Genomic DNA, 21359 nt, shown 5'->3' on the forward strand with positions numbered 1-21359 from the left:
ACCACCGTTGAACCAACACACCTTGTCCATGCGCCTTGAGCGTGTGGCAGCGCATGTGCCGACCGGCGCACGCCTGGCCGATATCGGCTCGGACCACGCCTACCTGCCGGTGGCCTTGATGCGTCGTGGAGCCATTGCGGCGGCCGTGGCGGGGGAAGTGGCCGCTACGCCATTTCACGCAGCCAACCGTACCGTGAACGATAACGGCCTGGCGCAGCACATCACGGTGCGCCTGGCCGACGGCTTGGCGGCCATCGAGCCGGCTGACGCAATCACCGCCATCAGCCTGTGCGGCATGGGCGGCGAGACCATCCGCGACATCCTCGACAGCGGCAAGGCTCACCTCAATGGCCGCGAACGCCTGATCCTGCAACCCAACGGCGGCGAGCAGCCGCTGCGCCAATGGCTGATGGACAACGGCTACCAGATCCTCCATGAAGAGTTGCTGCGGGAAAACCGCTTCTACTACGAAATCATCGTCGCCGAACCCACCGAGACGGTGACCTATACCGCCGAGCAGTTGTACTTCGGCCCGTTGCAAATGCAGGCGCGCAGCCCGGATTTCCTGGCGAAGTGGCAACGTATAGTGCGCGAGAAACGCAAGACACTGGCCAGCCTCGAACAGGCGCGGCAGGCCGTGCCCGAGCAGAAAGTGCAGGAGATCGTGCAGCAGGTGAAGTGGATCGATCAGTTGCTCGCCTGAGCCACATTCACGGCACTTCACCGCTACCCTGTAGTCTTCTCCTAAATCCCCCAAGGTGTTGCCCGCTATGATCACTGTTCACCACCTCAACAATTCCCGCTCACAACGTATCCTGTGGGTGCTTGAAGAACTGGGCCTGCCCTACGACATCAAACGCTACCAGCGCGACGCCAAGACCAACCTGGCGCCACCTGACCTCAAGGCCATTCACCCCCTGGGCAAATCCCCGGTGATCGAAGACGGTTCCCGCGTGCTGATCGAATCCGCCGCAATCATCGACTACCTGATCCGCCGCCACGGCAACGGCCAACTGCAACCCGACCCGGCCACCGACGCCTACGACAGCTATGTGCAATGGCTGCATTTTGCCGAAGGCTCGGCCATGCTGCCGTTGATGCTCAACCTCTATGTGGGGCGGCTGGGTGAAGCGGGTGCACCGCTGCATCCGCGGATTGAATCGGAGTTGGCCAACTACCTGGGCTACTTGAATGATGTGCTGGGGCGCACGCCGTACCTGGTGGGCGACGAACTCAGCGGTGCGGATATCCAGATGAGCTTTATCGGTGAAGTGGCCCAGGCCCAGGGCAAATTGCAGGCGTACCCGAACCTGGCGGCGTGGGTCAAAAAGCTCCAGGCGCGCCCGGCTTACCGCAAGGCGGTGGAGCGGGGCGGGGAATATGCGTTCGCCAAATAGCCAGGCTTGAGGAAGGCCAATGTGGGAGGGGGCTTGCTCCCGATAGCGGTGGGTCAGCAACAAAAATGCTGACTGACAGACTGTTATCGGGAGCAAGCCCCCTCCCACATTTGGAACCAATCCCGTGTACGGTAGGTGAACCTTCGAGTTCTCCAGCGCTCACTTAAGAGGTGGCACTAGCTTTTCTCGAAAGGAATCTGCATGCACTCCACCTCGTCAATCGCGCCCGTAGAACGCGAACTGAGCCTGCGGGCGGTCATCACCGGCATCGTACTGGGGATATTGCTGACCCCTTCCAACGTCTACGCAGGCTTGAAGATCGGCTGGTCATTCAATATGTCGATCATCGCCTTGCTGATCGGCTACGGAATCTGGCAAGGCCTGGCCCGGCGTTCCGGCGAGCACCTGCCGTGGACCCTGCACGAGAGCAATATCAACCAGACCGTGGCCTCGGCCGCCGCTTCGATCATTTCCGGCGGGCTGGTCGCGCCCATCCCGGCCTATACCTTGCTCACAGGCAACCAACTGGCGGCGCTGCCGATGATCGCCTGGGTGTTTTCCGTAAGCTTCCTCGGGATCTGGATCGCATGGTACCTGCGGCCTTCATTGCTCAATGACAAGGCGCTGAAGTTTCCCGAAGGCATGGCCACCCTGGAGACCCTCCTGCACATCTACAACCACGGGCGCGAAGCCGCAACGCGCTTGAAAGTGCTGCTCGGCGCGGCATTGTTGTCCGGACTGGTCAAGTGGGTGGATACCTTTATGTGGGCCTTCCCGCGCTGGTCGCCAAGTGCCCAGTTGGAGCGCCTGACCTTCACCGCAGACCCTTCGCTGCTGTTGCTGGGGTTTGGCGGCATTATCGGCATTCGCGTGGGCTTGACCCTGCTGCTCGGCGCCCTGCTCGCATGGGGTGGGCTGGGTCCGTGGCTGTTGGCGAACGGGCTGGTGAGCCTGCCCGCCGGCAGCAGCGGCCCGCAGTTTGCAGTGCTGGTGGAATGGCTGTTGTGGCCGGGGGTGAGCCTGATGGTGTGTTCTACCCTGGCGTCTTTGGCGATCCGATTATGGGCATTGCATCGCTCGACCCGAGCAGCTGGCGGTACGCCGTGGACGGTGCCCAAACCTGGACCAGCCGCTGGTTTTGCCCTGGCGATCGTGCTGGTGGTAAGCCTGCAAGCGCTGCTGTTCGGCATCAACCTGGGCATGGCGCTGCTGACCATTCCCTTGGCGATCTGCCTGGCCGCTGTGGCGGCGCGGGTAGTGGGGGCCACCGGCATTCCACCGATTGGCGCCATCGGGCAACTGTCCCAGCTCAGTTTTGGCATCGTTGCGCCCGGCCAGGTGCCGATCAACCTGATGAGCGCCAATACCGCCGGCGGTTCGGCGGGCCAATGCACCGACTTGATGAATGACTTCAAAGTGGGCAAGGCGATTGGCGCTACACCACACAAGCAAGTGATCGCCCAGATCCTGGGGATTTTCGTCGGCAGCATCGTCGGCGTGTTCGCTTACCTGGCGTTGATTCCCGACCCTCAGACCATGCTGCTCACTGAAGAATGGCCGGCCCCGGCGGTGGCCACCTGGAAAGCCGTGGCCCAGACCCTGACCCATGGCCTGGATTCACTATCGCCGAGCATCCGCTGGGCCATCGGCATTGCCAGCCTGTTCGGCGTGCTGCTGGGCCTGCTCGACAGCACGCTGCCGGCCCACCGTGCGCGCTATTTGCCGAGCGCTGCAGCCTTGGGCCTGGCCTTTGTCCTGCCCGCCTCGGTGTCGCTGATGATGGCCCTGGGCGCGGTGATCACCTGGGCGGTGAGTTGTCGCTGGCCGAGCGTGACGCAACGCTTTGCGATCACGGCAGCGGCAGGGTTGATCGCCGGGGAGAGCATTACCGGCGTGGGCGCGTCGTTGTGGCAGATGCTGGGCAATGGCTGAGCGGCCCACGTGGATTTACAACTCTTCACGACTTCAAAAGGCTCATCGTTATAGGCTTGGCGCTGCGACGTTTGGATCAACCCCTTCAACTGACCGTTGAGCCTACCCCATGAAACTGCCCGCCATCGCTGCCACGTTGCTCGCCTTCGCTACGCTGCAACCGTTACCCGTACACGGCGCAACGCCCATCACCCATGTCGCCATCTACCGTGGCCCTGCGGGTTGCGCGGACTGCTCGGAAAACGTGAAAACTGCCTTGCAGCGTCTTAACCCGAATTACCAGATCGACTTCGTCGGCGCCGACGAACCCATCGACATCACCCCACACACCCTGGCCCGCTACGACCTTTACGTACAACCCGGCGGCGGCCAGGACATCCCCGGCGCCCTCGACAGTCTCGGCGATGAGCGTGCCGAGGCCATCCGCGACTACGTCGCCAAGGGTGGCCGCTACCTCGGCCTGTGCATGGGCGCCTACCTCGCGGACGACAACAACCTCGGGCTGATCCCTCACGCGCTGGACACCGAGGCCGGCCGCCCCGGTTTTGAAGTGACCGGTATCGACGACGCTGCTGTGCGGGTGACGTGGGCCGGCCAGGCTGATCATGTGTTCTATCAGGATGGCCCGTACTTTCCCAAGCCCAGCGCTGACGCGCCCTACAAAACCCTCGCCACCTACCACAACGGCGATGTAGCAGCGGCGCGCTACGCCTACCAGAAAGGCGTTGTGGTGCTGAGCGGGCCACATCCGGAAGCCGGCCAGGAGTGGTTTGAGAATGCCGATATCCCACTGGACAAGATGCCGCGTGGGGAGCTGTTTGGCGCGCTGATTCGCAGCGTTCAAGAGTAAGACGCGGCACTCGCTGAACCCGTGCACCGCCATCACCAATGTCGAGATCAGACACGATGATGGCGTAACCAGGCTACTTGTACCGGGCCCCACGCACTTAAGGTGAGGGTCATTGGCCGCCTGAGCACAACAAAAACAATGATTAGCCTGACTCCCAACGATTCCAACGGTCAGCTGGCGCAGGGCTTCAAGCCCCGCCACGTGACCATGTTGTCCATCGCCGGCATCATCGGCGCGGGGCTGTTTGTCGGCTCCGGACACGCCATCGCCGCCGCCGGGCCGGCGGTATTGCTGGCTTATCTGTTCTCCGGCCTGCTTGTGGTACTGGTGATGCGCATGCTCGGGGAAATGGCGGTGGCGCGCCCCGACACCGGTTCGTTTTCCACCTACGCCGACCAGGCCATCGGTCGCTGGGCGGGGTTCACCATCGGCTGGTTGTACTGGTGGTTCTGGGTGCTGGTGATCCCGATTGAAGCGCTGGCCGCCGGGCATGTGCTCAACCAGTGGTTCCCCCAGGTCGATGCCTGGCTGTTCGCCTTGCTCTCGATCATCCTGCTGGTGATCACCAACCTGTTCAGCGTCGCCAAATACGGCGAGTTCGAGTTTTGGTTCGCGATGGCCAAGGTGATTGCCATCGTTGGCTTTATTGGCCTGGGTTTCAGCGTGCTGATGGGCTGGATCCCGGATCGTGAAGCCAGCGGCTTGAGCCGTTTGATGGAGGAGCACGGAGGTTTTGCCCCCAACGGCCTGTCGGCGGTGGTGGGCGCGTTCATCACCATCATGTTCAGTTTCATCGGCACCGAAGCGGTGACCATCGCCGCAGCCGAATCGAGCAACCCGGCGCAGAACATCGCCAAGGCCACACGCTCGGTGATCTGGCGCATCGGTGTGTTCTACCTGTTGTCGATCTCCATCGTGATTTCCGTAGTGCCCTGGAACGACCCGCTGCTGGCATCCGTGGGCTCCTATCAGCGCGCACTTGAGCTGATGAATATCCCCAACGCCAAGTTCATGGTTGACGTGGTGGTCTTGATTGCGGTGGCCAGCTGCATGAACTCCTCGATCTACATTTCCTCGCGCATGCTGTTCTCCCTGGGCAAACGCGGCGATGCGCCACGCGCGCTGAAAATCACCTCGGCAGCGGGTGTGCCCAGGGCGGCGGTGATCGCCAGCACCATCATCGGCGCGGGCATCACGCTGCTGAGCTATTTCATGCCGGCGGGGTTGTTCCAATTCTTGCTCGCCAGCTCCGGGGCCATTGCGTTGTTGGTGTATCTGGTGATCGCGATCTCGCAACTGCGCATGCGTCGGCTCCTGCTTCGACAGAACATCGAGCTGACCTTCCGCATGTGGCTGTTTCCCTGGCTGACTTACCTGGTGATCGTGTTCATCTGCCTGGCGCTGGGGGTGATGATGGTGACGCCGGAACACCGCACCGAAGTGTCTTCGACCATTGGCCTGGCGTTGGTGATTTCCTTCATCGGCCTGGTCACGGCGCGCCAGCACAATCGGGCGACCAAGCCGGTTGCGCTGGAACAGTCCTGATCCCGCGTGGAGAGTCGCCGTGATGGACGCTGACGCGCCGGTTTGCCAGACCATCGGCTTTTTGCTGCTGGACCAGTTCACGCTGATATCGCTGTCGTGTGCGGTCGAGCCGTTGCGCATGGCCAACCAGTTGGCCGGCGAAGAACTCTACCGTTGGCAGACCCTGAGCCTCGATGGCAGGCCGGTGTGGGCCAGCGATGGTGTATCGGTTACGCCGGATGCCTGCGCGCTGGATCAGCGTGGCTTCGACGCGGTAATCGTGTGCGGTGGCATCGGCATTCAGCAGGCCATCAGCTCTGCCCACATAGCCTGGTTGCGCAGCCAGGCGCGCTTGTATTGCAAGCGCCTCGGTGCGGTGTGCACCGGCAGTTGGGCGCTGGCCCAGGCGGGTTTGCTCGACGGTTTCCAGTGCAGCGTGCATTGGGAGCTGATGGCATCGATGCAGGAAGCGTTCAGCCGCGTGCGGGTCAGCTCCAGCGTCTTCACCCTCGATGGCAACCGCTTCACCAGCTCCGGCGGCACCGCCCCGCTGGACATGATGCTGCACCTGATAGGCCGCGACCACGGGCATGAGCTATCGGCGGCGATTTCGCAGATGTTCGTGTACGAGCGCATTCGCAATGAACGCGACCACCAACGCGTACCGCTCAAACACCTGCTCGGCACCCAACAGCCGAAGCTGCAGGAAGTGGTGGCCTTGATGGAAGCCAACCTGGAAGAGCCCATCGACCTCGACGACCTGGCGGCTTATGTGCAAGTGTCCCGCCGCCAGTTGGAGCGCATGTTCCAGAAGTACCTGTACTGCACGCCATCGCGCTATTACCTCAAGCTGCGCCTGACCCGTGCCCGCCAATTGCTGATGCAGACGCCGATTTCGATCGTCGAGCTGGCGGTAATCTGTGGCTTCGTGTCCACGCCGCACTTCTCCAAGTGCTACCGGGATTTTTTCGGCGTGGCCCCTAGTGACGAACGCTTGGACATGCGCCTGCACCCGCCCGCCGCAGTGCGACCGGTGACGCCAGCCCCAGTATCGGAAAGGCCCAAGAACACATTGGAGCAGGCGCGCGACGAGCCGACGTTTGCGAGTGTGCAGGTTCAAAGACGATAAGGCCGCGGTGTTAGGTATCAACACAACTTTGCGTACGCCGCTGGCCCCCTCCCACAGGGTCCAGCGGAGTACCTAAAGTCATGCGCCTCAACGTTCAAATCCACTGGTCATTCAACGCGGTACGCTCACCACCCTCATGCCCGGTATTCAGGATACCCCGCGGCTCGATCATCATCAGCTTGGCTTCTCCCTCGGCCGCCGTCCTGTGCTCAATGCCACGCGGCACCACATACAACTCACCCGGCGCCACGTACACAGGGCCGTCCGGCAGGTCGATGCGCAGCGTGCCTTCGAGCACCAGGAAGGCCTCGTCGGTTTCCGGGTGGGAGTGCCAGATGAATTCGCCTTCGATGCGCACCACCTTGAACTGGTAGTCGTTCATTTCGGCGACCACCCTTGGGCTCCATTGCCGGTCGATGAGCGAGGCTTTTTGCGCAAGATTTACAGGCTGTGCTTGAGTCATGCTAGATCTTCCTGTCGATGAGAAGGCCAGACTACCCAGGCAAGCGCTCAGCAGGCTTGTACGATCCTGCAACCTCAGCGCACCCGCGTACGACTCTGCACCGCCAGGTCCAACGCTTTTTGCATATCCAGCCGTGCCGAACGGCCCACGTCCTTGTCATTGAGTTGGTAGTTGCGCTCTGACGGCAGGATGGGCGCCGTGAGGTCCTGGGCATCGCTGCGTTCGAAATCATGGTTGTCGCCAATCGCCATGGCGCTGCGGCGCAGCAGCATGCGCAGTTGTTCGGGTTCCAGTTGCGGGTTGATCGAGAGCATCGCCGCCAGCAGGCCTGCGACCATAGGCGTGGCGTAGGAGGTGCCGCAATGCACCGTGCCTTCCTCGCCGGCAGTGGCGGTGGAGGCATGGGCGCAGGCGGCGGCGGTGATGTCTACGCGCATGTCGACATTCGAAGAGCTACGTGTGACGGCGTAAGCCGGGTCTTCAACGGCAATGTCGGTGCGCTGGTTGCGCTGGTGCGCGCCGACCACCAGCAATTGTTCGGTGATGAAGGAGGAGGGCAGGCGGTAGTCGTCACTGCCCGAAAACGCCGAGCCATTGCCGGCGGAGTTCACCACGATCACGTCGGGATGTTCCTTGCGCAGCCACAGGAAAAACTCTTCCAGCAATTCTTCATAGCCGCTCATAGCGATGCCCGAGCGCACCAGGGAATCGACGTCGTTGCCATTGACGTCCTTGGTGCCGACGCGATGAATGCCCCAGCTCCAATTGAGCACGCGCACGCCGTCTTCCACCAAGTTGACTGACGCGGCGATGTTGGCGGTAATGCCGGCATCAGAGTTGCGGTCGACAATCACCTCGAAGCCATCGCTGGCCTTGTCCAGCCCGCGCAGAAAGCCGCTGTTGCCGCCATTATCCCAGCCTGCCGCGAGTATGCCGGTGACCGTGGTGCCGTGGCTGTCCGGCGCCTGCGTATCGCGGGCATACACGCAGGTGCGTTTGGGCGAGCAGGGGCCGAGGTAGTCGGCAAAATCCGCGGTGTCGAAATCCACCCCGCGCTCGATCACGCCGATGCGCACCGGTTGCGGCGCTATAGGCGTGTGCTGCCCGGGGATGCGCCGCTGGTAGTAAGCCACGGCGTCAAGAAAGCGGTTGGCGGCCCATTCATCAGAATCTGGCGCCGGCTTGTTTGGCTTTTCAGGGCGGGCCTGTTCGGCTTCTTCGGCTGCGGACTCTTCGATGACCACCGCATCCACGCTGGTCTCGCTGCCTAGGCGCAGCACCAGTGCATCGCGTTGCACCAGGTCCTTGGCCGGCAGACGCAGTTGGTAGACGTTCAGCGGCGCAATGCTGCCCACCACGGTTGCGCCGTACTTGCGCGCCAGGCGCTCGGCTTCCTGGCGACCCTCGTGGTCTTCTTCAATCAATACGCTGACCAGATCGACATAAGTAGTCAACCCATCCATGTTCTTGGCGACTTCACTTGGCCCAGCGGCTACTACCTGGCTGTGGCGCAGGGTCAGCCAGGCCGCGTTGCTGGTACGCGGGCCGTCTTCCAGCCATAGCGGGCCGCTCTGGTAGGTGGCGCTGTCCAGGTGCAGGCGCAACTGGTTGCCGTCACGCTGGAGGGCCTTCGCCGGCAATGCCTGGCCCGCCAGTTTCAACTGCGGAGTGGCAGCGCCGAGGCCGCGCACGGTCAGGCACCAGTGTTGCTGACGGTTGTCCAGCAGGTCGCCACAGCGCTTGAGGTTTTCCAGGCGCAATGGCTCCTGGGCTGCGGTATACGAGCTGGCAGTCAAGGTGAACAAGCTGAGGAGGGCGGCGCAGCGTAACGACATGAGCAGGGTTCCTTGCCTTTATGGCCTGCTGTTCCGACTGCACCAGGGCCTGCTTCGTTCAGCCTGCGCAACTGAACTCCCGCTGCGCGGGCTGACTCATAACCAAGGAGCATGTGCACAGGATGGATGTGGCAATGACCCGACAACAGGCACTCAGAAGCGAAATGGGCACGGTCTTCGAAACCGACCTGCCCGCACGTCTCGACCGCCTGCCCTGGGGCCGCTTCCATACCCTGTTGGTGTTTGCTCTGGGCATCACCTGGCTGCTCGACGGCCTGGAAGTGACCCTGGCCGGCTCGGTCTCCGGCGCCTTGAAGAACAGCCCAGAGCTGCGTATGAGCAACCTCGATATCGGCCTGGCCGGCGGCGTCTACATCGCCGGCGCCGTGCTTGGGGCCCTGCTGTTTGGCTGGCTCACCGACCGCCTGGGGCGGCGCAAGCTGTTCTTTATCACCCTGTGGCTGTACATCGGCGCCACCGCCGCCACGGCGTTTTCCTTCAGCCTGGAAACCTTCCTGCTGTTCCGCTTCCTGACCGGCATGGGCATCGGTGGCGAATACACCGCGATCAACTCGACCATCCAGGAGTTCACCCCGGCGCGCTTTCGTGGCTGGGTCGACCTCACCATCAACGGCACCTTCTGGCTCGGCGCGGCCCTCGGTGCCGGCGGCGCGATCGTGCTGCTCGACCCTCAAGTGGTCGGCGGCGACCTTGGCTGGCGCCTGTGCTTCGGCATCGGCGCCGCCCTGGGCTTGATCATCCTGGTGATGCGCCTGTGGCTGCCCGAGAGCCCGCGCTGGCTGATGATCCACGGCCGGCACGACGAAGCCCGGCGCATCGTCGAGGGCATCGAAGCGCGCCTGCGCGACACCGGCCACGCGCTCCCCGCCGTCACTGGCCCAGCGCTGCGCCTGCATGCCCGCGACCACACGCCCCTGGGCGAGATCTTCCACACCCTGTTCGTCAGTTATCGTCGCCGCGCCCTGGTCGGCATGACGTTGCTCACCGCCCAGGCGTTCTTTTACAACGCGATCTTCTTCACTTACGCCCTGGTGCTCACGGACTTCTACCAGGTTCCTGCCGAGAAAGTCGGCTGGTACGTGCTGCCACTGGCCCTCGGCAACTTCTTCGGCCCGCTGCTGCTGGGGCGCTTGTTCGACGTGATTGGTCGCCGGGTGATGATCAGCGCGACCTACGCCATCTCCGGCGTGCTGTTGGCGCTGAGTGGCTACGCGTTCCAACAAGGCTGGTTCGATGTGACCCAGCAGGCGCTGGCGTGGATGGTGATCTTCTTCTTCGCCTCGGCGGCGGCGAGCTCGGCGTATTTGACCGTGGCGGAAACCTTCCCGCTGGAGATACGCGCACTGGCGATTGCGGTGTTTTATGCCTTCGGCACCGGGCTGGGCGGAATTATCGGCCCGACGTTGTTCGGGCAACTGATACAGACCCAGCAGCGCGGGAGTTTGCTGATTGGGTATTTGATCGGCGCAGGGTTGATGTGCGCGGCGGCGCTGGTGCAGGCGGTATGGGGCGTGGCGGCGGAGCGCCAGGCGCTGGAGGCGGTGGCGCGGCCGTTGTCACAGGCTGAGGATTGAGGAGGCGCATTCCCAATGGGAATGCAGCAGATAAAATTAATGAATTTTTCTTATCTCTGTGGGTGACGTAATTTGCTTCAAGGCCACGGAGAACCGCCTTGAACTCGACCCCATCCAACCCTGCTGAAAAATTCGATACCTCAAGAGCCAGTGAATACGCACGCCAGAGCCGTATTGCCCTGGCGGGATATGATGCCTGCCAGGATCTGGCCGCCTGCATGCTGGCGGCAAGCCTTGGCGATGCGCCCTCGGCCAATATACTCGTGGTCGGCGCGGGCGGTACGGCGCAGGAGATCATAGCCATGGCCGGGCTCGAGCCGGGCTGGCGCTTCATGGCCGTTGATCCCTCCCAGCCGATGCTGGAAGCAGCTATGCAGCCGTTGCAAGCAAACCACTTGCTTGAAAGAACCACCCTGCATCTTGGGCACCTCGAAGACCTGCCAGCAGCTGCGTCATACGACGCCGCCACCTTGATCGGTGTACTCCACCATCTGGAGGGTGATGAGGCCAAGCGCCGGATTCTGCAATCGATCCGGGCGCATCTCAAACCGGGTGCACCACTGATTGTCGCGGGCAATCACTATGCTTACGCCAGCCAACCGTTACTGCTGGCGGCCTGGGGGCAACGGTGGCGCCAGCATGGTGCCAGCGCGGACGAAGTTAAAGCCAAGCTCGGGAAAATCCTCCAAGGCGCCGACCCTCCGCATTCCGAAGCAGCGGTTCAGAAACTGTTGCACGACGCCGGGTTTGGCGACGCGACGCGTTTCTTCAGCAGCCTTTTCTGGGGGGCCTGGTTGACGTGTAAAGCGGGGCAGTGAAAGGCTGATTTCAGATCGCCCGCACATTGGCCAATCGCCGATGCCAATCGCCGCCATGCTGGTGATGGCATTCCTCTTCGGAGTCGAAACTGACGCAACGGGCCATGTGCGTAACCTGCACGCCAGCGTCATCCAGCGCCGCGGCGGTCAGCTCGCGCATGCGTGCGTCGGCCCCGGTGGAGAGGGCGTGCTCCTTGCTCGCACGGCTGTCGAACACCCAAGTCACGCGCAAGCTCTGGGGGAAGGCGCGGTAGTCGACGGTGTGGGTCAACCAGTCGAAGCCCGGGATTTCAGCTTTCGCGATTTCGCAGGCTTCGGTCAGGGTTGCGATGAGACGGCGTTCAATACGTGCATGATCGCGTGAGGCAGGCGGCATAAAGGCGCTCCAACGGGCTTATGGCTTGTCGCCCTCGCAAATGGCTTTCAGACCCAGCACGGTAGTAGGCGTCGGGCCCAGATGAGAGGTTGTGCTCACCAGCATATTGGCGCCGGTGTCACCTTCCAAGCGATAAGGTTTGCCGTTACAGACCTTTGCGGCTTTCTGGTTGATATTTTCCAGCAAGCCCTCCCTGGAGTTGAAGATGCTGCCATGGCTGCTGATCATGTATTCACCCGGGGCAACTTCATTGGCGCCGGTGAATGTGCAGCCGCTCAAGGCCAGGGTGAAGCATCCAAGCGAGAGTAATTTTTTCAAGTCCGTGAATCCTGGTAGTGGGGTGGGGCGTCAGGCGATAGGCTGATCAGAGAGAGGGTTATTGCAGCGAGGGGCGCAAGCGTTGCCACTCATTCCAGCAATCCTCGGCAACGATGTCCGGGTAACCCCGCTCTTGTTCCATCGCCAGCGCGGTGGAGAAGGTTACCGCAATGCAAGTGGCTTGGTCGCGGATATCGCACACTTCGACCTCGCTGAGGGGAGCGCCTTTTTTCGATTCGGCGGCTGTCAGCACGGCGGCGAGGGCGGGGACGAAAACCAGGCAGAGGGGCTCGGTGGGCATCGGCTTTTTTCCTGAGTGGGGTGGGTGGCGCGCTTATTGTTCAGGGTTGATCAGTGATCTCAGCGTATGGTCCTCCCAGACGCCAGCAATTTTCAAATAGGCTCGCGCATAACCTTCCTTCTCAAACCCCAGCGACTCCAGAAGGCGTTCACTTCGCACATTGCGGGGTAAATGATTGGCCATGATCCGGTGAAGGCCCAGTTGCTCAAAACAGTGACGGTTGGTGACCTGAAGTGTCTTTTTCATCAGGCCGCGACCTTGGACCGATTCCGCCAGCGAGAAACCGAGATGACAGGCCTGAAAAACCCCCTTCACGATGTTCGCGTAGTTACACCGCGCTAGAACCTCTCCGTTCTCGGACTCGAGCAAGAGGAAAAACAGAGCATTGCCAGCTTGCATACTGTTTACCTGCTGCTCGACCCTGGCCTTGGCGCTGCCCGTGGTGAAATATTCCTCGTCCCTGAGCGGCTCCCAGGGTTGCAGGTGCCTGCGGTTGACGCGTTCGTAACGGCTGATCCTCTCGAAATCGTCGCATGCCAATGGCCGAAGGCAGTGGCTTTCAACGCAATACTCCATAAACCCCTCCAGATTTATCAATGCCCCGACGCTGACCGCGTAACCGCGAAGAATAGCGCCGCTGTACGTAAAGCGACCCCTTTGACGGCAAACAGGTCTACCATACCTGCCCCGGCAGTGGTTCCACTCGCTCCCGAACTCAATTTTTCAAGGTAGCGATAATGTCCATCGACCAGATCTCCCTCCCCAAAGGCGTCGGCCCTCACGCCGCCAAGCTTCTTGACGCCATTACTGGCGCCTCCACCCATGAAGAACTTAACCGTGCTGGCGGTAAAGCCGAGGGTTTTGTGTTGGGTTTGGAGGCTACCAAGGCGATCAAAAGCCAAATTGCAGAGTCGCTGTATGTGGCTTATGACGACGCCGCGAGCAATCGGGCGAGTGAGTTGAAGGGCTAATGTGAGTCAGTCCATGGCTGCGGGATGAGGCTAATAGCGGCTTCTTCATGTTTGGCTACTTAGCCGCCCATTATCAAGCTTTGCGAAATCTCAGCCAGGCCATACCATCCCTTCAACTCATCAAGGGCTAATGGAATGGCACTACGACTCAGACAAGCACGTGTGACCGATCTTCCGGCCATCTACCGCGGCGAGGAGAGCTATATCCGCTGTTGGGAGCCCGAGCATGAAGCATCCTGGCGAGCCCAACTGGAACGGCACCTGACGCGTTGGGTAGATAATTTTGATCGTCTGAATGTCGCGCTCATGGGTAATACCTTCGTGGGTTACTCACTCTGGACGCCTGAGCAGCATTACGCAGAACTTTGCACTATCCATGTCATGCCAGAACACCGGCGTAGCGGGGTGGGCATGGCGCTGTTGGAAGCCTATGCGCTGGACGCGGTACAGCACGGATTCACGCAGTTGCGGCTGAGTGTGCGACCTGATAACCCCGCGAAGAGGATGTACGAGAAGGCAGGGTTTGTGTGCAGCGGTACCGGGGCACATGATTACTTGACGTATAAGCGACACGCGTGAAGCGAACCGCTTGGTATTTTCACGGCATAAATGGATTAATGGCCCCCAGGAAGGAAAACGCCATGCCAGTAGACACCCACCCAATCCGCATTCTCTCGCAACGCCTTAGCATTGAGCCCTTCTGCGAGCAGAATGCTGTCGGAAAAATATGATTCGGTGTGTACCAGATAGCGGTGGTTTAACCCTGGATATTACGTTGGCCGATTGCTGTCCTTCACGAACGGCAGAAATCGGCCAACAGCGGACGCTCGCGGCTTAGCTCAGATCTTACGTATACAGTAATATCCGTCTGCACCGCCCAAGCTATGGAGTCGGGCTATTAGCCATGAGGATCAAGTGAATCTACAACTTGAAATTGAGAGGATCTTTGGGGGTAAAGCATTTGCCAGGCCACTTTTCTATTCCTTTCCAGGAGGTCTGCGTTTTGAGCTCTCTGAAACTGGCGGAGTGATTGAGCAATTTCTAACAGCACTACGAAAATCAACAAAGATCTGCAGCGATATCTTCCTTGATGACGCGACGCTTGTTGCTTGTCTGCGCATTCATTCTGGCAGCAACCGATTTGCTCATCGGCCCCTGATTCACGCTCTTCGATCTGCCGGCATTAACATACCCACGGAATTCTCAGTCTGGAGTGAGGAGATAGATCCGGAGGAATGGTTTTGCGAAAGGGAGCCGGAGTATTGGATCAACATCGCATTTGAAGCGCCTGCGACTCTGCTTCAAGTATTTCTTTGGTGTGCTTTGGCTAGGGACTTTGCCGCAATTCAGCCTAAACCCAACTGCGTTTTATACCTCTTCAATTTGAAGAAGCACGTCATGGTTTTTCCCTACGACGATAGAGGTATGGATGTGGTCGGCCCCAACAAAGATCTGCTTTCACAGCTGTATCGTCTGCATCATACATACCTGCTGGATTACGACCGACACACGATGGACACCACATTTGCAGGGCCTGCGCGCTAGCCTCATTGCTTACATTGGAGCTGAAATCGTGCCCACAGCCCACATGGCCACCGTCTCCTTTGGGTCGGAAGGGGTCGATCGCGAGCAGCGATGTCAGCCGTCCGCAGCTTCCTGCCAATCGTCGAGGCCGGATGCCGCAAGGCCGTCTCACAGGTATCACGATGAGTCAGAAAGCTCGCTTATGTGACCTTTTCAACAAAGTTGCTCGATGCGGCCTTTAACCCTATTGTTCTCTGCAATCCGGTCGATACAAAACCAGCTCGTCTCCCTTCCAGTCTTTTTGCCGTCGGTGTGAAGTTGATTAAATCCTCTGTAATCTCATGCCTAGCATTGCTGACCGGTTGCGTTGGTCACTACCAGCAGCCAGCGCCGGACGCAGCGCATGCAACACTGGAGGCCAAGTGGGGCAGTAACAATTTAGTATATGGGGGCTCTCAAGCGTTTTACGCGTTTTATGATAACAACTGCAATGACACGGAAGAGACCGGCGTACTGGGTGGAATTTCAGCGTCGAACCCCGAAATTAATCGTTTTTTGATCAAACCTGAGAGACGTATTTACCTGAACGCTCTCAGTACGGGCGTAAAAAATCGCAAGACCACTGATGAGTCACTTATTCACAAAAGTTGTTTGACCATCCGCAGCTTCATCCCCCACACGGGAGCGACCTATCGGATAACCTTGTCGACTCCTGACTCCGGCTGTTCATTAGAAGTGATAGATGTACAAACAGGAAAAGTGCCAGACACCCTCATGGTCGAACCAGTTTCAAAGGAATGTGGTTTGAACTAGTCCCGCGTTGTAAGGGTGCCAGACCGCGAACAACCGACTCAGGCAGGTATTAACCGGTAGCTGAGGGATTTGCTTCTCAACCCGTAGCAACCGCAGAGACGTTGAGCCGTTACTTTCCGAACTGTTTCGTTCTGTGCAGAGCCTTTTTTCGGCCAGAAGCCCATTGACCTAAACCAGTGGGAAAAGTGAGCGGCTGTGCACTCAGCAACGGTTGGACCGCCTGCAATTGGCCGACTGCGTCCCTTCACGACAGGCACCAACCGGCCAGAAGCGGACCTTCATCGTCCGAATTGAAAGCCCACGTTTTTTACCTCAGGGATTTGTAACTGCTCTGCCAAATTTGCTGGCAAGCATTTCCCGTACAGCACCGACCAAATGAGACTCGCCAGCACGCGCAGGTAACAGGCTGAACTCAACATCGGGTAAAGTCGGCAAGCGGAGGGCCGGCCGGCAAACCTCTGCCCCCAGCGGAACCGCGGAGGCATTCAGACAAGCGACGCCCAGCCCTGCCATCAGTGCTGATTGCAGCCCTGCCACTCCGGACGCGGAATGGGCAATCACATAAGGCACTTTGTGTGCGTCCAGCGTCTCTCGGGTTAGACGTTGGAGGCTGCATCCCTCCGGCAGCACCAAAAGTGGCAACACGCTATCTTCTTCACCCTTCGGCTCTAACCCCGAGGCTGATACCCAATGCAATGCTTCCCGACGCACCGGAATACCCTCGGGAAAGCTGCGGCCGTCGAGTATGCGCATTGAAAGGCCGATATCAAAGTCTCCAACATCTGCCCCGCCCTCTATTTGCAGGCTCTTTCGCACCGACACATGCACTCGAAGGCGTGGGTAGCTCAGGCGCAGTTGTTTCAATAACTCAGCAATCGAGCCAGGTAAGAAGTAGTCGGTGATTGCCAATCTTAATTCGCCGGCGAACGTCACTCCACGTACGTCTTCAAGAGCGCGATCACTCAAGGCCAATAGTTCTCGTGCATGCGCCATCAATCGCTGCCCCGCCGGCGTAGGCCGAACCCCCTTTTTGCCCCGTTCCAGCAGCGTTACACCGGTGAATGCTTCGAGCTTACGTAATTGTTCGCTCAACGCCGATTGCGACCGGCATAAGTGCGGCGCTGCTTTCGAAAGGCTGCCTGAATCGATGGCAACGGTGAAAGATCGCAAGAGATCCAAGTCAAGGGGTCGCATGTTCATCCTGCTGTTTTTCCGATAGATAGATGCATATCTTCCGGCTTTTCAGCGGCATCGCAACTTCTTACTCTGCGCTGGACATTCATTACCCGCAAAGGAGTTCAACATGCCCGGCATTACACTCAAGATTTCTGGCGAGCCAAACCTTGACCTGATCCATAGCATCGTCCCCAAACTCACCACTCTGACCTGTGAACTACTGGAAAAACGACCGGATCAGACATTGGTAATGGTGCAGTTCCTTCCTCATGCGCAGTGGTTCATCGACAGTCGTTCGCTGGCCCAACAAGGGCTTAACTCCTTCCGTCTGGAGGTCACCATCACAGATGAAACCAATACCAAGGCCCAGAAGGCACGCTTTCTGCGCGAGGCTTTCGAACTGTTGGCAACAGAAATAGGAAATGTACATGCGCACTCAAACATCCATGTGATCGACTGCCGTGCCAGTGCCTACGGCTATGGTGGGTTGAGCCAGGAGTACAAGCTCCATCACCCTTACTCCCCAGATTCACCTCGTCCGGCATAAAGGAGTTCACATAGGTACTGACTTCGGTGGGATGACCGCTTTGGGTCGGTAGTAGCCTGTGGCTACCGGACAGACGCAGCTCTGTCAGCTCGCTTAGCCTCTAAAGCCCGTCGAGCGGTGAGCTTTTAGGCGTGCTGATGCGTAAGGCGGCAGAGTAGTCGTAGCGAACGTCAGGATTCTGCCCCTGGCGTATGGCCGAAATACGCCTTATAGGCATGGTTGAAGTTGGCAGGGTTGGCGTAGCCCATACGGTGGGCAATCTGTGCCACGTGCCATTTGCCCTGGCGCAGCAGATTGCGCGCCAGTTCCAGGCGCTGTTGGCGTACGTAATCGAGCATCGACTGGCCGTATACCCGGCTGAACGCACGTCTTAAAGTGGTTTCACCCACGCCCAGTTCCCGTGCCAGCGCCAGAGTGCCGGGTGGGTTCATCAGGTCGGCGTCGAGCTTGAAGCGCGCTTCGTGTGCCAGGTCCGCATGGCTGCGCAACGCGGCCACAGGTTTGGCCGGCTGTGGCGCCAGATGCGTCGCCAGCTCGACCAGCACGGCCAGGCTCAGGCTTTCCTGATTCAGTCGTTCCAACGTCCCCTGGTAGGGCGAGTGATAAAGGCGCTCGAACAAACGCCCGACGATACGACAGCCGTGCAGTTCCGAAAAGTGCATGCCATCGTCGAGCAGCCTGGCCAGCGATTGGAGTGACGGGTCTTCTTCGGCCAATTCGCGTAGATACTCGCCGCCGATGCGCAGCCCGGCCATGCGCGCACGGCTGCCGGCAGGCATCTGGTCCATGGCTTCCATGCTTTCGCTCAAGCCCAGCACATGAGGTGCGCCGAGCGTGTATTCATTTAGCCGACCGTCTACCCGATGCTGCCATTGCCCACCCAGTACCTGCACGATGCACATGCTGTCGGGCAGCACCTTGTGGATGCGTAACGGTTCGGGGAACTGCAAATCGCAGTCGAAATACTGCAGGTGTGACCGCACCGTCTGCGCGCGGTAATGGCCGATCGCGCTGCCCATGACCTGCCGCGCGCTGGCATCGAATACACCGGCCTGGTCCAGGGCCTCCGGGTGATCGAAGCAGAAGTGGGTGTCCATATAGGGGTTGCGGCGATGCATTGGCAAAAGCGTCCGTCAGAGCTGGTGGGCAGCGTTGCATGATATCGACATCGGGCGGCCCGATCAGTTGTTGTGAGTCACGGCCTTATTGTTGTGCGCCACGGCCGGACCGCTTGGCAGGCGCCGCAGCTTTGATTTCAATGGTTGGCTTTGAACTGTCGAGGAAGCCATAAATGTTGATGTATCGCAAGTGGGCAGCGCTGCTGGGCTTGGTTCTGGCCGTGATCGCGGGAGTCGCCCATGCTGACAACCGCCCGGAAGTCGCGGAAAAAGTGCTGGCCTATACCGGCGAAAGCGGCGTGAAAGTCTGGACCCTGCGCATCGGCGCGCGCGGTGACAATCAGGCGCTGGTGCAAGTAGAGGGCGTGGACCATGACTGGAACATGAAGATCCAGAAGATGGCCGTGGAAAAGACCAGCAAAGACACCCGCTATTCCACCACCGTGGACGGCCAAAAATTCGTGGTGCTGGTGCTGCAACAAGGTTGGGGCGAGCTATACCTGCCTGGCGAATCGCAGGCGCTGAACGTCGGCTATGACGAGTTCCTGTCCAGCCAAGGCAATGCACAGGCTTTTTTGACCGATTATTTGCAGGCCAACTGAGCCATGGGCCGATTCGCGCGGTGGTCGTGGCCGCTGACGATGTGGCTGCTGCCGCTGGTACTGATGGGCTGGGCCAGTGTGCAAAGCGGGCGCGTCGATGACGTGCTGCGCCAAGCACAGAGTATCGGCAGCGACTACGCCTGGCTCCGCGTGCGTCAGGTGCTGGCTGGGTTGGCCTACTGGCTGGCCCTTGCCGCGTTGGTGGCCGGGCCTGCGACGTGGCTCAAGCTGAGGCTGGATGCTTGGCGCGCGCTGAAGTCCAGGGATTTTCTCTACGACCGCCTATTCCTCTGCTGGCACGCCTTGGGGCATTGGCTGGTGGCGTATACCGGATTGTTGATGGGCGCGTTGGCCCTGAGCCTGTTGTATGAACTGAACTGGGGCTGGAGCCACTTCAAGACCGGTGGCTGGTCCATGCTGCTGGTGGCGGTGCCGCTGGTTGCCGTGCTGTGGGCGGGATGCTTGTTGATCGGGCGTCTGCGCCAGCAATGGGATGCCATGGGCAGCCCGTCCTCGACGCTTCTGGGGCAAAGGATCGGGCGTGACAAGGCCCCGGCCTTGTGGGCATGGATTGAACAACTGGCCACAGCCACCTGCGCGCCGGTGCCCGACCATATAGTGGTGGGCATCGACCAATCGTTTTTCGTCACCAGCGTCGATGTGGTCCTGCAACCGGCCTGCGACTTGCTCTGCGGGCGTACCCTTTACCTGCCGCTGACCTACCTCTCGACCCTGAGCCAGGCCGAGACCGCGTCGATCATCGGTCATGAGCTGGGCCATTTCAGCCGCCGCGACACCGAGCAGGGCAGCGAGATAAGTGCGCAGTTCAGCCTGATGTGCCTGCACTTTGCGTTTATCCGTACTGAGGATGCCGACCCGGCCTGGATCGAGCGCCCGGCGATCTGGATGACGCAACGTTTCCTGCATTACTTTCAACTGGCGGTGCATCACTGGGGCCGCGCTCAGGAATTGGTCGCGGATCGGGTGGGTGGCAACATCGGCGGTGAGCGCCTGTTCTGCCAGGCGCTGTTACGGGTGATCGCGTTGGACGGTGAAATCAACACGCTGCTCGCCGAGCGTCACTCCAACCTGATCCAGGCCTTGGCCGACCACCTGAGCCACACGCCGCTGCGCCTGAACGAGGCGGCACTGGACTACGCCATCGCGCACCCTTTCGATACACACCCGCCGACGGCATTACGGCTCCAGCAACTGGGCGTAACCCTGGATCAGACGCTGCTGGCCGAGGCCACTCGTGTGCCCACCGAACACGACCGGCACTGGTTCAGCCAACTCACCCGTACGGCGTCGCCGGCTGCCACGCAGCCCGAATCACCGCCAATACCAACCGTCCAAGGAGAATGACCCATGACCCAACCCTTCGATCCGCTATCGGATCTCGCCAGCACACTCAGCCAAGAATATGCCGACTCCCGCGACGCCCAGCGCGAGCGTGCGATCGCCGAACTCGAGCAAGTTATCCAGCGCGTACCCGAGCAGACCGAATTCACCAACTCGCGCCGGTACAAGGTGCGCGGCCCGCTGTTTTTTCTGATTGCCCTGGGTTTGCTGGGGCTCGCCTTGAATCGCGGGGGCACCGGCCTGACCGTCTGTGCGGCGGTGATAGCGGTGGTGTGTGGATTGATCACTTGGCAGCACCGCAACGCCGGGCAACACGCGTTTATGCGCTTGACCCGCCGTCAGCTGTTTGCGGACACCCTGAGCGCACCCTTGGATCTGGTGGACATTGTCGACGTCTCCGTCAGTGAGGAAGGCTGGCTGACGGTGCAGAAACTGATGTTGCGTCCCGATGCGCCCCTGCCTGTTCATCGCTCCGCGCGACAGCTGTTCGGCAACCAGGCCCTGGCCCTGAAAAAGCCCCAGCCGCAGATCCGCATCCAATCTGCCGGCCTGATGCATGAGGGCGTTACCCTGGATTGCGACCAGATCGCAGACATCCTCAACGCCTATTGCAAAGCAGCCCACGCACAACAACATCTCGATGCGCTGCGCCAGTAAAAAACGGGGTCAGACCACGATGGGAAATCGGCTTTTACTTGTTCAAAGGCG

24 protein-coding genes are annotated in these 21359 nt (G+C 60.1%); 16 read left to right on the forward strand and 8 right to left on the reverse strand.

Features of this window, described 5'->3' with window-relative positions:
• Positions 1-7: 7 nt before the first annotated feature.
• The 6 genes from QZR30_RS22215 to QZR30_RS22240 all read left to right on the forward strand — a co-directional run bounded on the left by QZR30_RS22215 (position 8) and on the right by QZR30_RS22240 (position 6832).
• Complete coding sequence (locus QZR30_RS22215) at positions 8-703, forward strand: tRNA (adenine(22)-N(1))-methyltransferase (RefSeq protein ID WP_056847990.1); 696 nt, start codon at positions 8-10, stop codon at positions 701-703.
• Between the two features lie 67 nt (positions 704-770).
• Positions 771-1397, forward strand: coding sequence for a glutathione S-transferase family protein (locus tag QZR30_RS22220; protein ID WP_056847991.1), 627 nt, complete (start codon positions 771-773; stop codon positions 1395-1397).
• A gap of 201 nt (positions 1398-1598) precedes the next feature.
• Positions 1599-3329 carry an OPT family oligopeptide transporter gene (locus tag QZR30_RS22225; protein ID WP_274355145.1) on the forward strand — a complete coding sequence of 577 codons (1731 nt, stop codon included), beginning with the start codon at positions 1599-1601 and terminating at the stop codon, positions 3327-3329.
• Between the two features lie 109 nt (positions 3330-3438).
• A complete protein-coding gene (locus QZR30_RS22230; protein ID WP_311904185.1) occupies positions 3439-4179 on the forward strand; it encodes a BPL-N domain-containing protein in 741 nt (246 codons plus the stop codon).
• A gap of 138 nt (positions 4180-4317) precedes the next feature.
• On the forward strand, positions 4318-5724 hold the full coding sequence (locus tag QZR30_RS22235) for an amino acid permease (RefSeq protein WP_068967507.1): 1407 nt from the start codon (positions 4318-4320) through the stop codon (positions 5722-5724).
• Between the two features lie 22 nt (positions 5725-5746).
• Positions 5747-6832 carry a GlxA family transcriptional regulator gene (locus QZR30_RS22240; protein ID WP_046071926.1) on the forward strand — a complete coding sequence of 362 codons (1086 nt, stop codon included), beginning with the start codon at positions 5747-5749 and terminating at the stop codon, positions 6830-6832.
• A gap of 94 nt (positions 6833-6926) precedes the next feature.
• Here QZR30_RS22240 and QZR30_RS22245 read toward each other — a convergent pair whose 3' ends face one another.
• Both QZR30_RS22245 and QZR30_RS22250 read right to left on the reverse strand, forming a co-directional pair.
• The gene (locus QZR30_RS22245) at positions 6927-7295 is read right to left on the reverse strand and encodes a cupin domain-containing protein (protein WP_046071927.1); all 369 of its coding nucleotides are present in this window, start codon (positions 7293-7295) and stop codon (positions 6927-6929) included.
• A gap of 74 nt (positions 7296-7369) precedes the next feature.
• Positions 7370-9130, reverse strand: coding sequence for a S8/S53 family peptidase (locus tag QZR30_RS22250; RefSeq protein ID WP_311904187.1), 1761 nt, complete (start codon positions 9128-9130; stop codon positions 7370-7372).
• Between the two features lie 134 nt (positions 9131-9264).
• On the opposite strand from QZR30_RS22250, the gene QZR30_RS22255 reads away from it, so the two are divergent.
• Both QZR30_RS22255 and QZR30_RS22260 read left to right on the forward strand, forming a co-directional pair.
• Positions 9265-10725: an MFS transporter gene (locus tag QZR30_RS22255; protein ID WP_311904188.1), complete on the forward strand. Its 1461-nt coding sequence runs from the start codon at positions 9265-9267 to the stop codon at positions 10723-10725.
• 98 nt (positions 10726-10823) lie between these two features.
• Positions 10824-11543, forward strand: a complete 720-nt coding sequence (locus QZR30_RS22260) for a class I SAM-dependent methyltransferase (RefSeq protein ID WP_311904189.1) — start codon at positions 10824-10826, stop codon at positions 11541-11543.
• A 10-nt stretch (positions 11544-11553) separates the two neighbouring features.
• Here the strand turns inward: QZR30_RS22260 and QZR30_RS22265 are convergent, their stop codons facing one another.
• The 4 genes from QZR30_RS22265 to QZR30_RS22280 are packed head-to-tail and all read right to left on the reverse strand — an operon-like array spanning position 11554 to position 13114.
• Positions 11554-11919, reverse strand: a complete 366-nt coding sequence (locus tag QZR30_RS22265) for a hypothetical protein (protein ID WP_311904190.1) — start codon at positions 11917-11919, stop codon at positions 11554-11556.
• 18 nt (positions 11920-11937) lie between these two features.
• On the reverse strand, positions 11938-12237 hold the full coding sequence (locus QZR30_RS22270) for a hypothetical protein (protein ID WP_056847999.1): 300 nt from the start codon (positions 12235-12237) through the stop codon (positions 11938-11940).
• 58 nt (positions 12238-12295) lie between these two features.
• Positions 12296-12538: a hypothetical protein gene (locus QZR30_RS22275; protein ID WP_046071931.1), complete on the reverse strand. Its 243-nt coding sequence runs from the start codon at positions 12536-12538 to the stop codon at positions 12296-12298.
• A 33-nt stretch (positions 12539-12571) separates the two neighbouring features.
• On the reverse strand, positions 12572-13114 hold the full coding sequence (locus tag QZR30_RS22280; protein ID WP_068967504.1) for a GNAT family N-acetyltransferase: 543 nt from the start codon (positions 13112-13114) through the stop codon (positions 12572-12574).
• A gap of 161 nt (positions 13115-13275) precedes the next feature.
• On the opposite strand from QZR30_RS22280, the gene QZR30_RS22285 reads away from it, so the two are divergent.
• The 4 genes from QZR30_RS22285 (at position 13276) to QZR30_RS22300 (ending at position 15846) form a co-directional block, all read left to right on the forward strand.
• On the forward strand, positions 13276-13509 hold the full coding sequence (locus QZR30_RS22285) for a hypothetical protein (protein WP_020302473.1): 234 nt from the start codon (positions 13276-13278) through the stop codon (positions 13507-13509).
• Between the two features lie 135 nt (positions 13510-13644).
• Positions 13645-14088, forward strand: a complete 444-nt coding sequence (locus QZR30_RS22290) for a GNAT family N-acetyltransferase (protein ID WP_046071933.1) — start codon at positions 13645-13647, stop codon at positions 14086-14088.
• A gap of 336 nt (positions 14089-14424) precedes the next feature.
• Positions 14425-15054 (forward strand): DUF3885 domain-containing protein, encoded by a 630-nt coding sequence (locus QZR30_RS22295; RefSeq protein WP_311904193.1) that lies wholly within the window; start codon positions 14425-14427, stop codon positions 15052-15054.
• 183 nt (positions 15055-15237) lie between these two features.
• Positions 15238-15846: a hypothetical protein gene (locus tag QZR30_RS22300; RefSeq protein WP_311904195.1), complete on the forward strand. Its 609-nt coding sequence runs from the start codon at positions 15238-15240 to the stop codon at positions 15844-15846.
• A 312-nt stretch (positions 15847-16158) separates the two neighbouring features.
• Here the strand turns inward: QZR30_RS22300 and QZR30_RS22305 are convergent, their stop codons facing one another.
• Entirely contained in the window at positions 16159-17040 is an 882-nt protein-coding gene (locus tag QZR30_RS22305) for a LysR family transcriptional regulator (protein WP_311904196.1), read from the reverse strand.
• A 109-nt stretch (positions 17041-17149) separates the two neighbouring features.
• Between QZR30_RS22305 and QZR30_RS22310 the strand changes: the two genes are divergently transcribed.
• Positions 17150-17569 (forward strand): tautomerase family protein, encoded by a 420-nt coding sequence (locus QZR30_RS22310; RefSeq protein ID WP_046071936.1) that lies wholly within the window; start codon positions 17150-17152, stop codon positions 17567-17569.
• A 170-nt stretch (positions 17570-17739) separates the two neighbouring features.
• Here QZR30_RS22310 and QZR30_RS22315 read toward each other — a convergent pair whose 3' ends face one another.
• Positions 17740-18687, reverse strand: coding sequence for a helix-turn-helix transcriptional regulator (locus QZR30_RS22315; RefSeq protein WP_046071937.1), 948 nt, complete (start codon positions 18685-18687; stop codon positions 17740-17742).
• A gap of 173 nt (positions 18688-18860) precedes the next feature.
• Between QZR30_RS22315 and QZR30_RS22320 the strand changes: the two genes are divergently transcribed.
• From QZR30_RS22320 to QZR30_RS22330, 3 genes are read left to right on the forward strand one after another with little or no spacing between them, the layout of a single operon-like run.
• Complete coding sequence (locus tag QZR30_RS22320) at positions 18861-19289, forward strand: hypothetical protein (protein ID WP_046071938.1); 429 nt, start codon at positions 18861-18863, stop codon at positions 19287-19289.
• 3 nt (positions 19290-19292) lie between these two features.
• Positions 19293-20654, forward strand: coding sequence for a M48 family metallopeptidase (locus QZR30_RS22325; protein WP_311904197.1), 1362 nt, complete (start codon positions 19293-19295; stop codon positions 20652-20654).
• Between the two features lie 3 nt (positions 20655-20657).
• Positions 20658-21308, forward strand: a complete 651-nt coding sequence (locus QZR30_RS22330) for a hypothetical protein (protein ID WP_046071939.1) — start codon at positions 20658-20660, stop codon at positions 21306-21308.
• The last annotated feature ends 51 nt before the right edge of the window (positions 21309-21359 follow it).

It is taken from the genome of Pseudomonas sp. rhizo25 (genome assembly GCF_031931935.1).
GTDB lineage: Bacteria > Pseudomonadota > Gammaproteobacteria > Pseudomonadales > Pseudomonadaceae > Aquipseudomonas > Aquipseudomonas synxantha.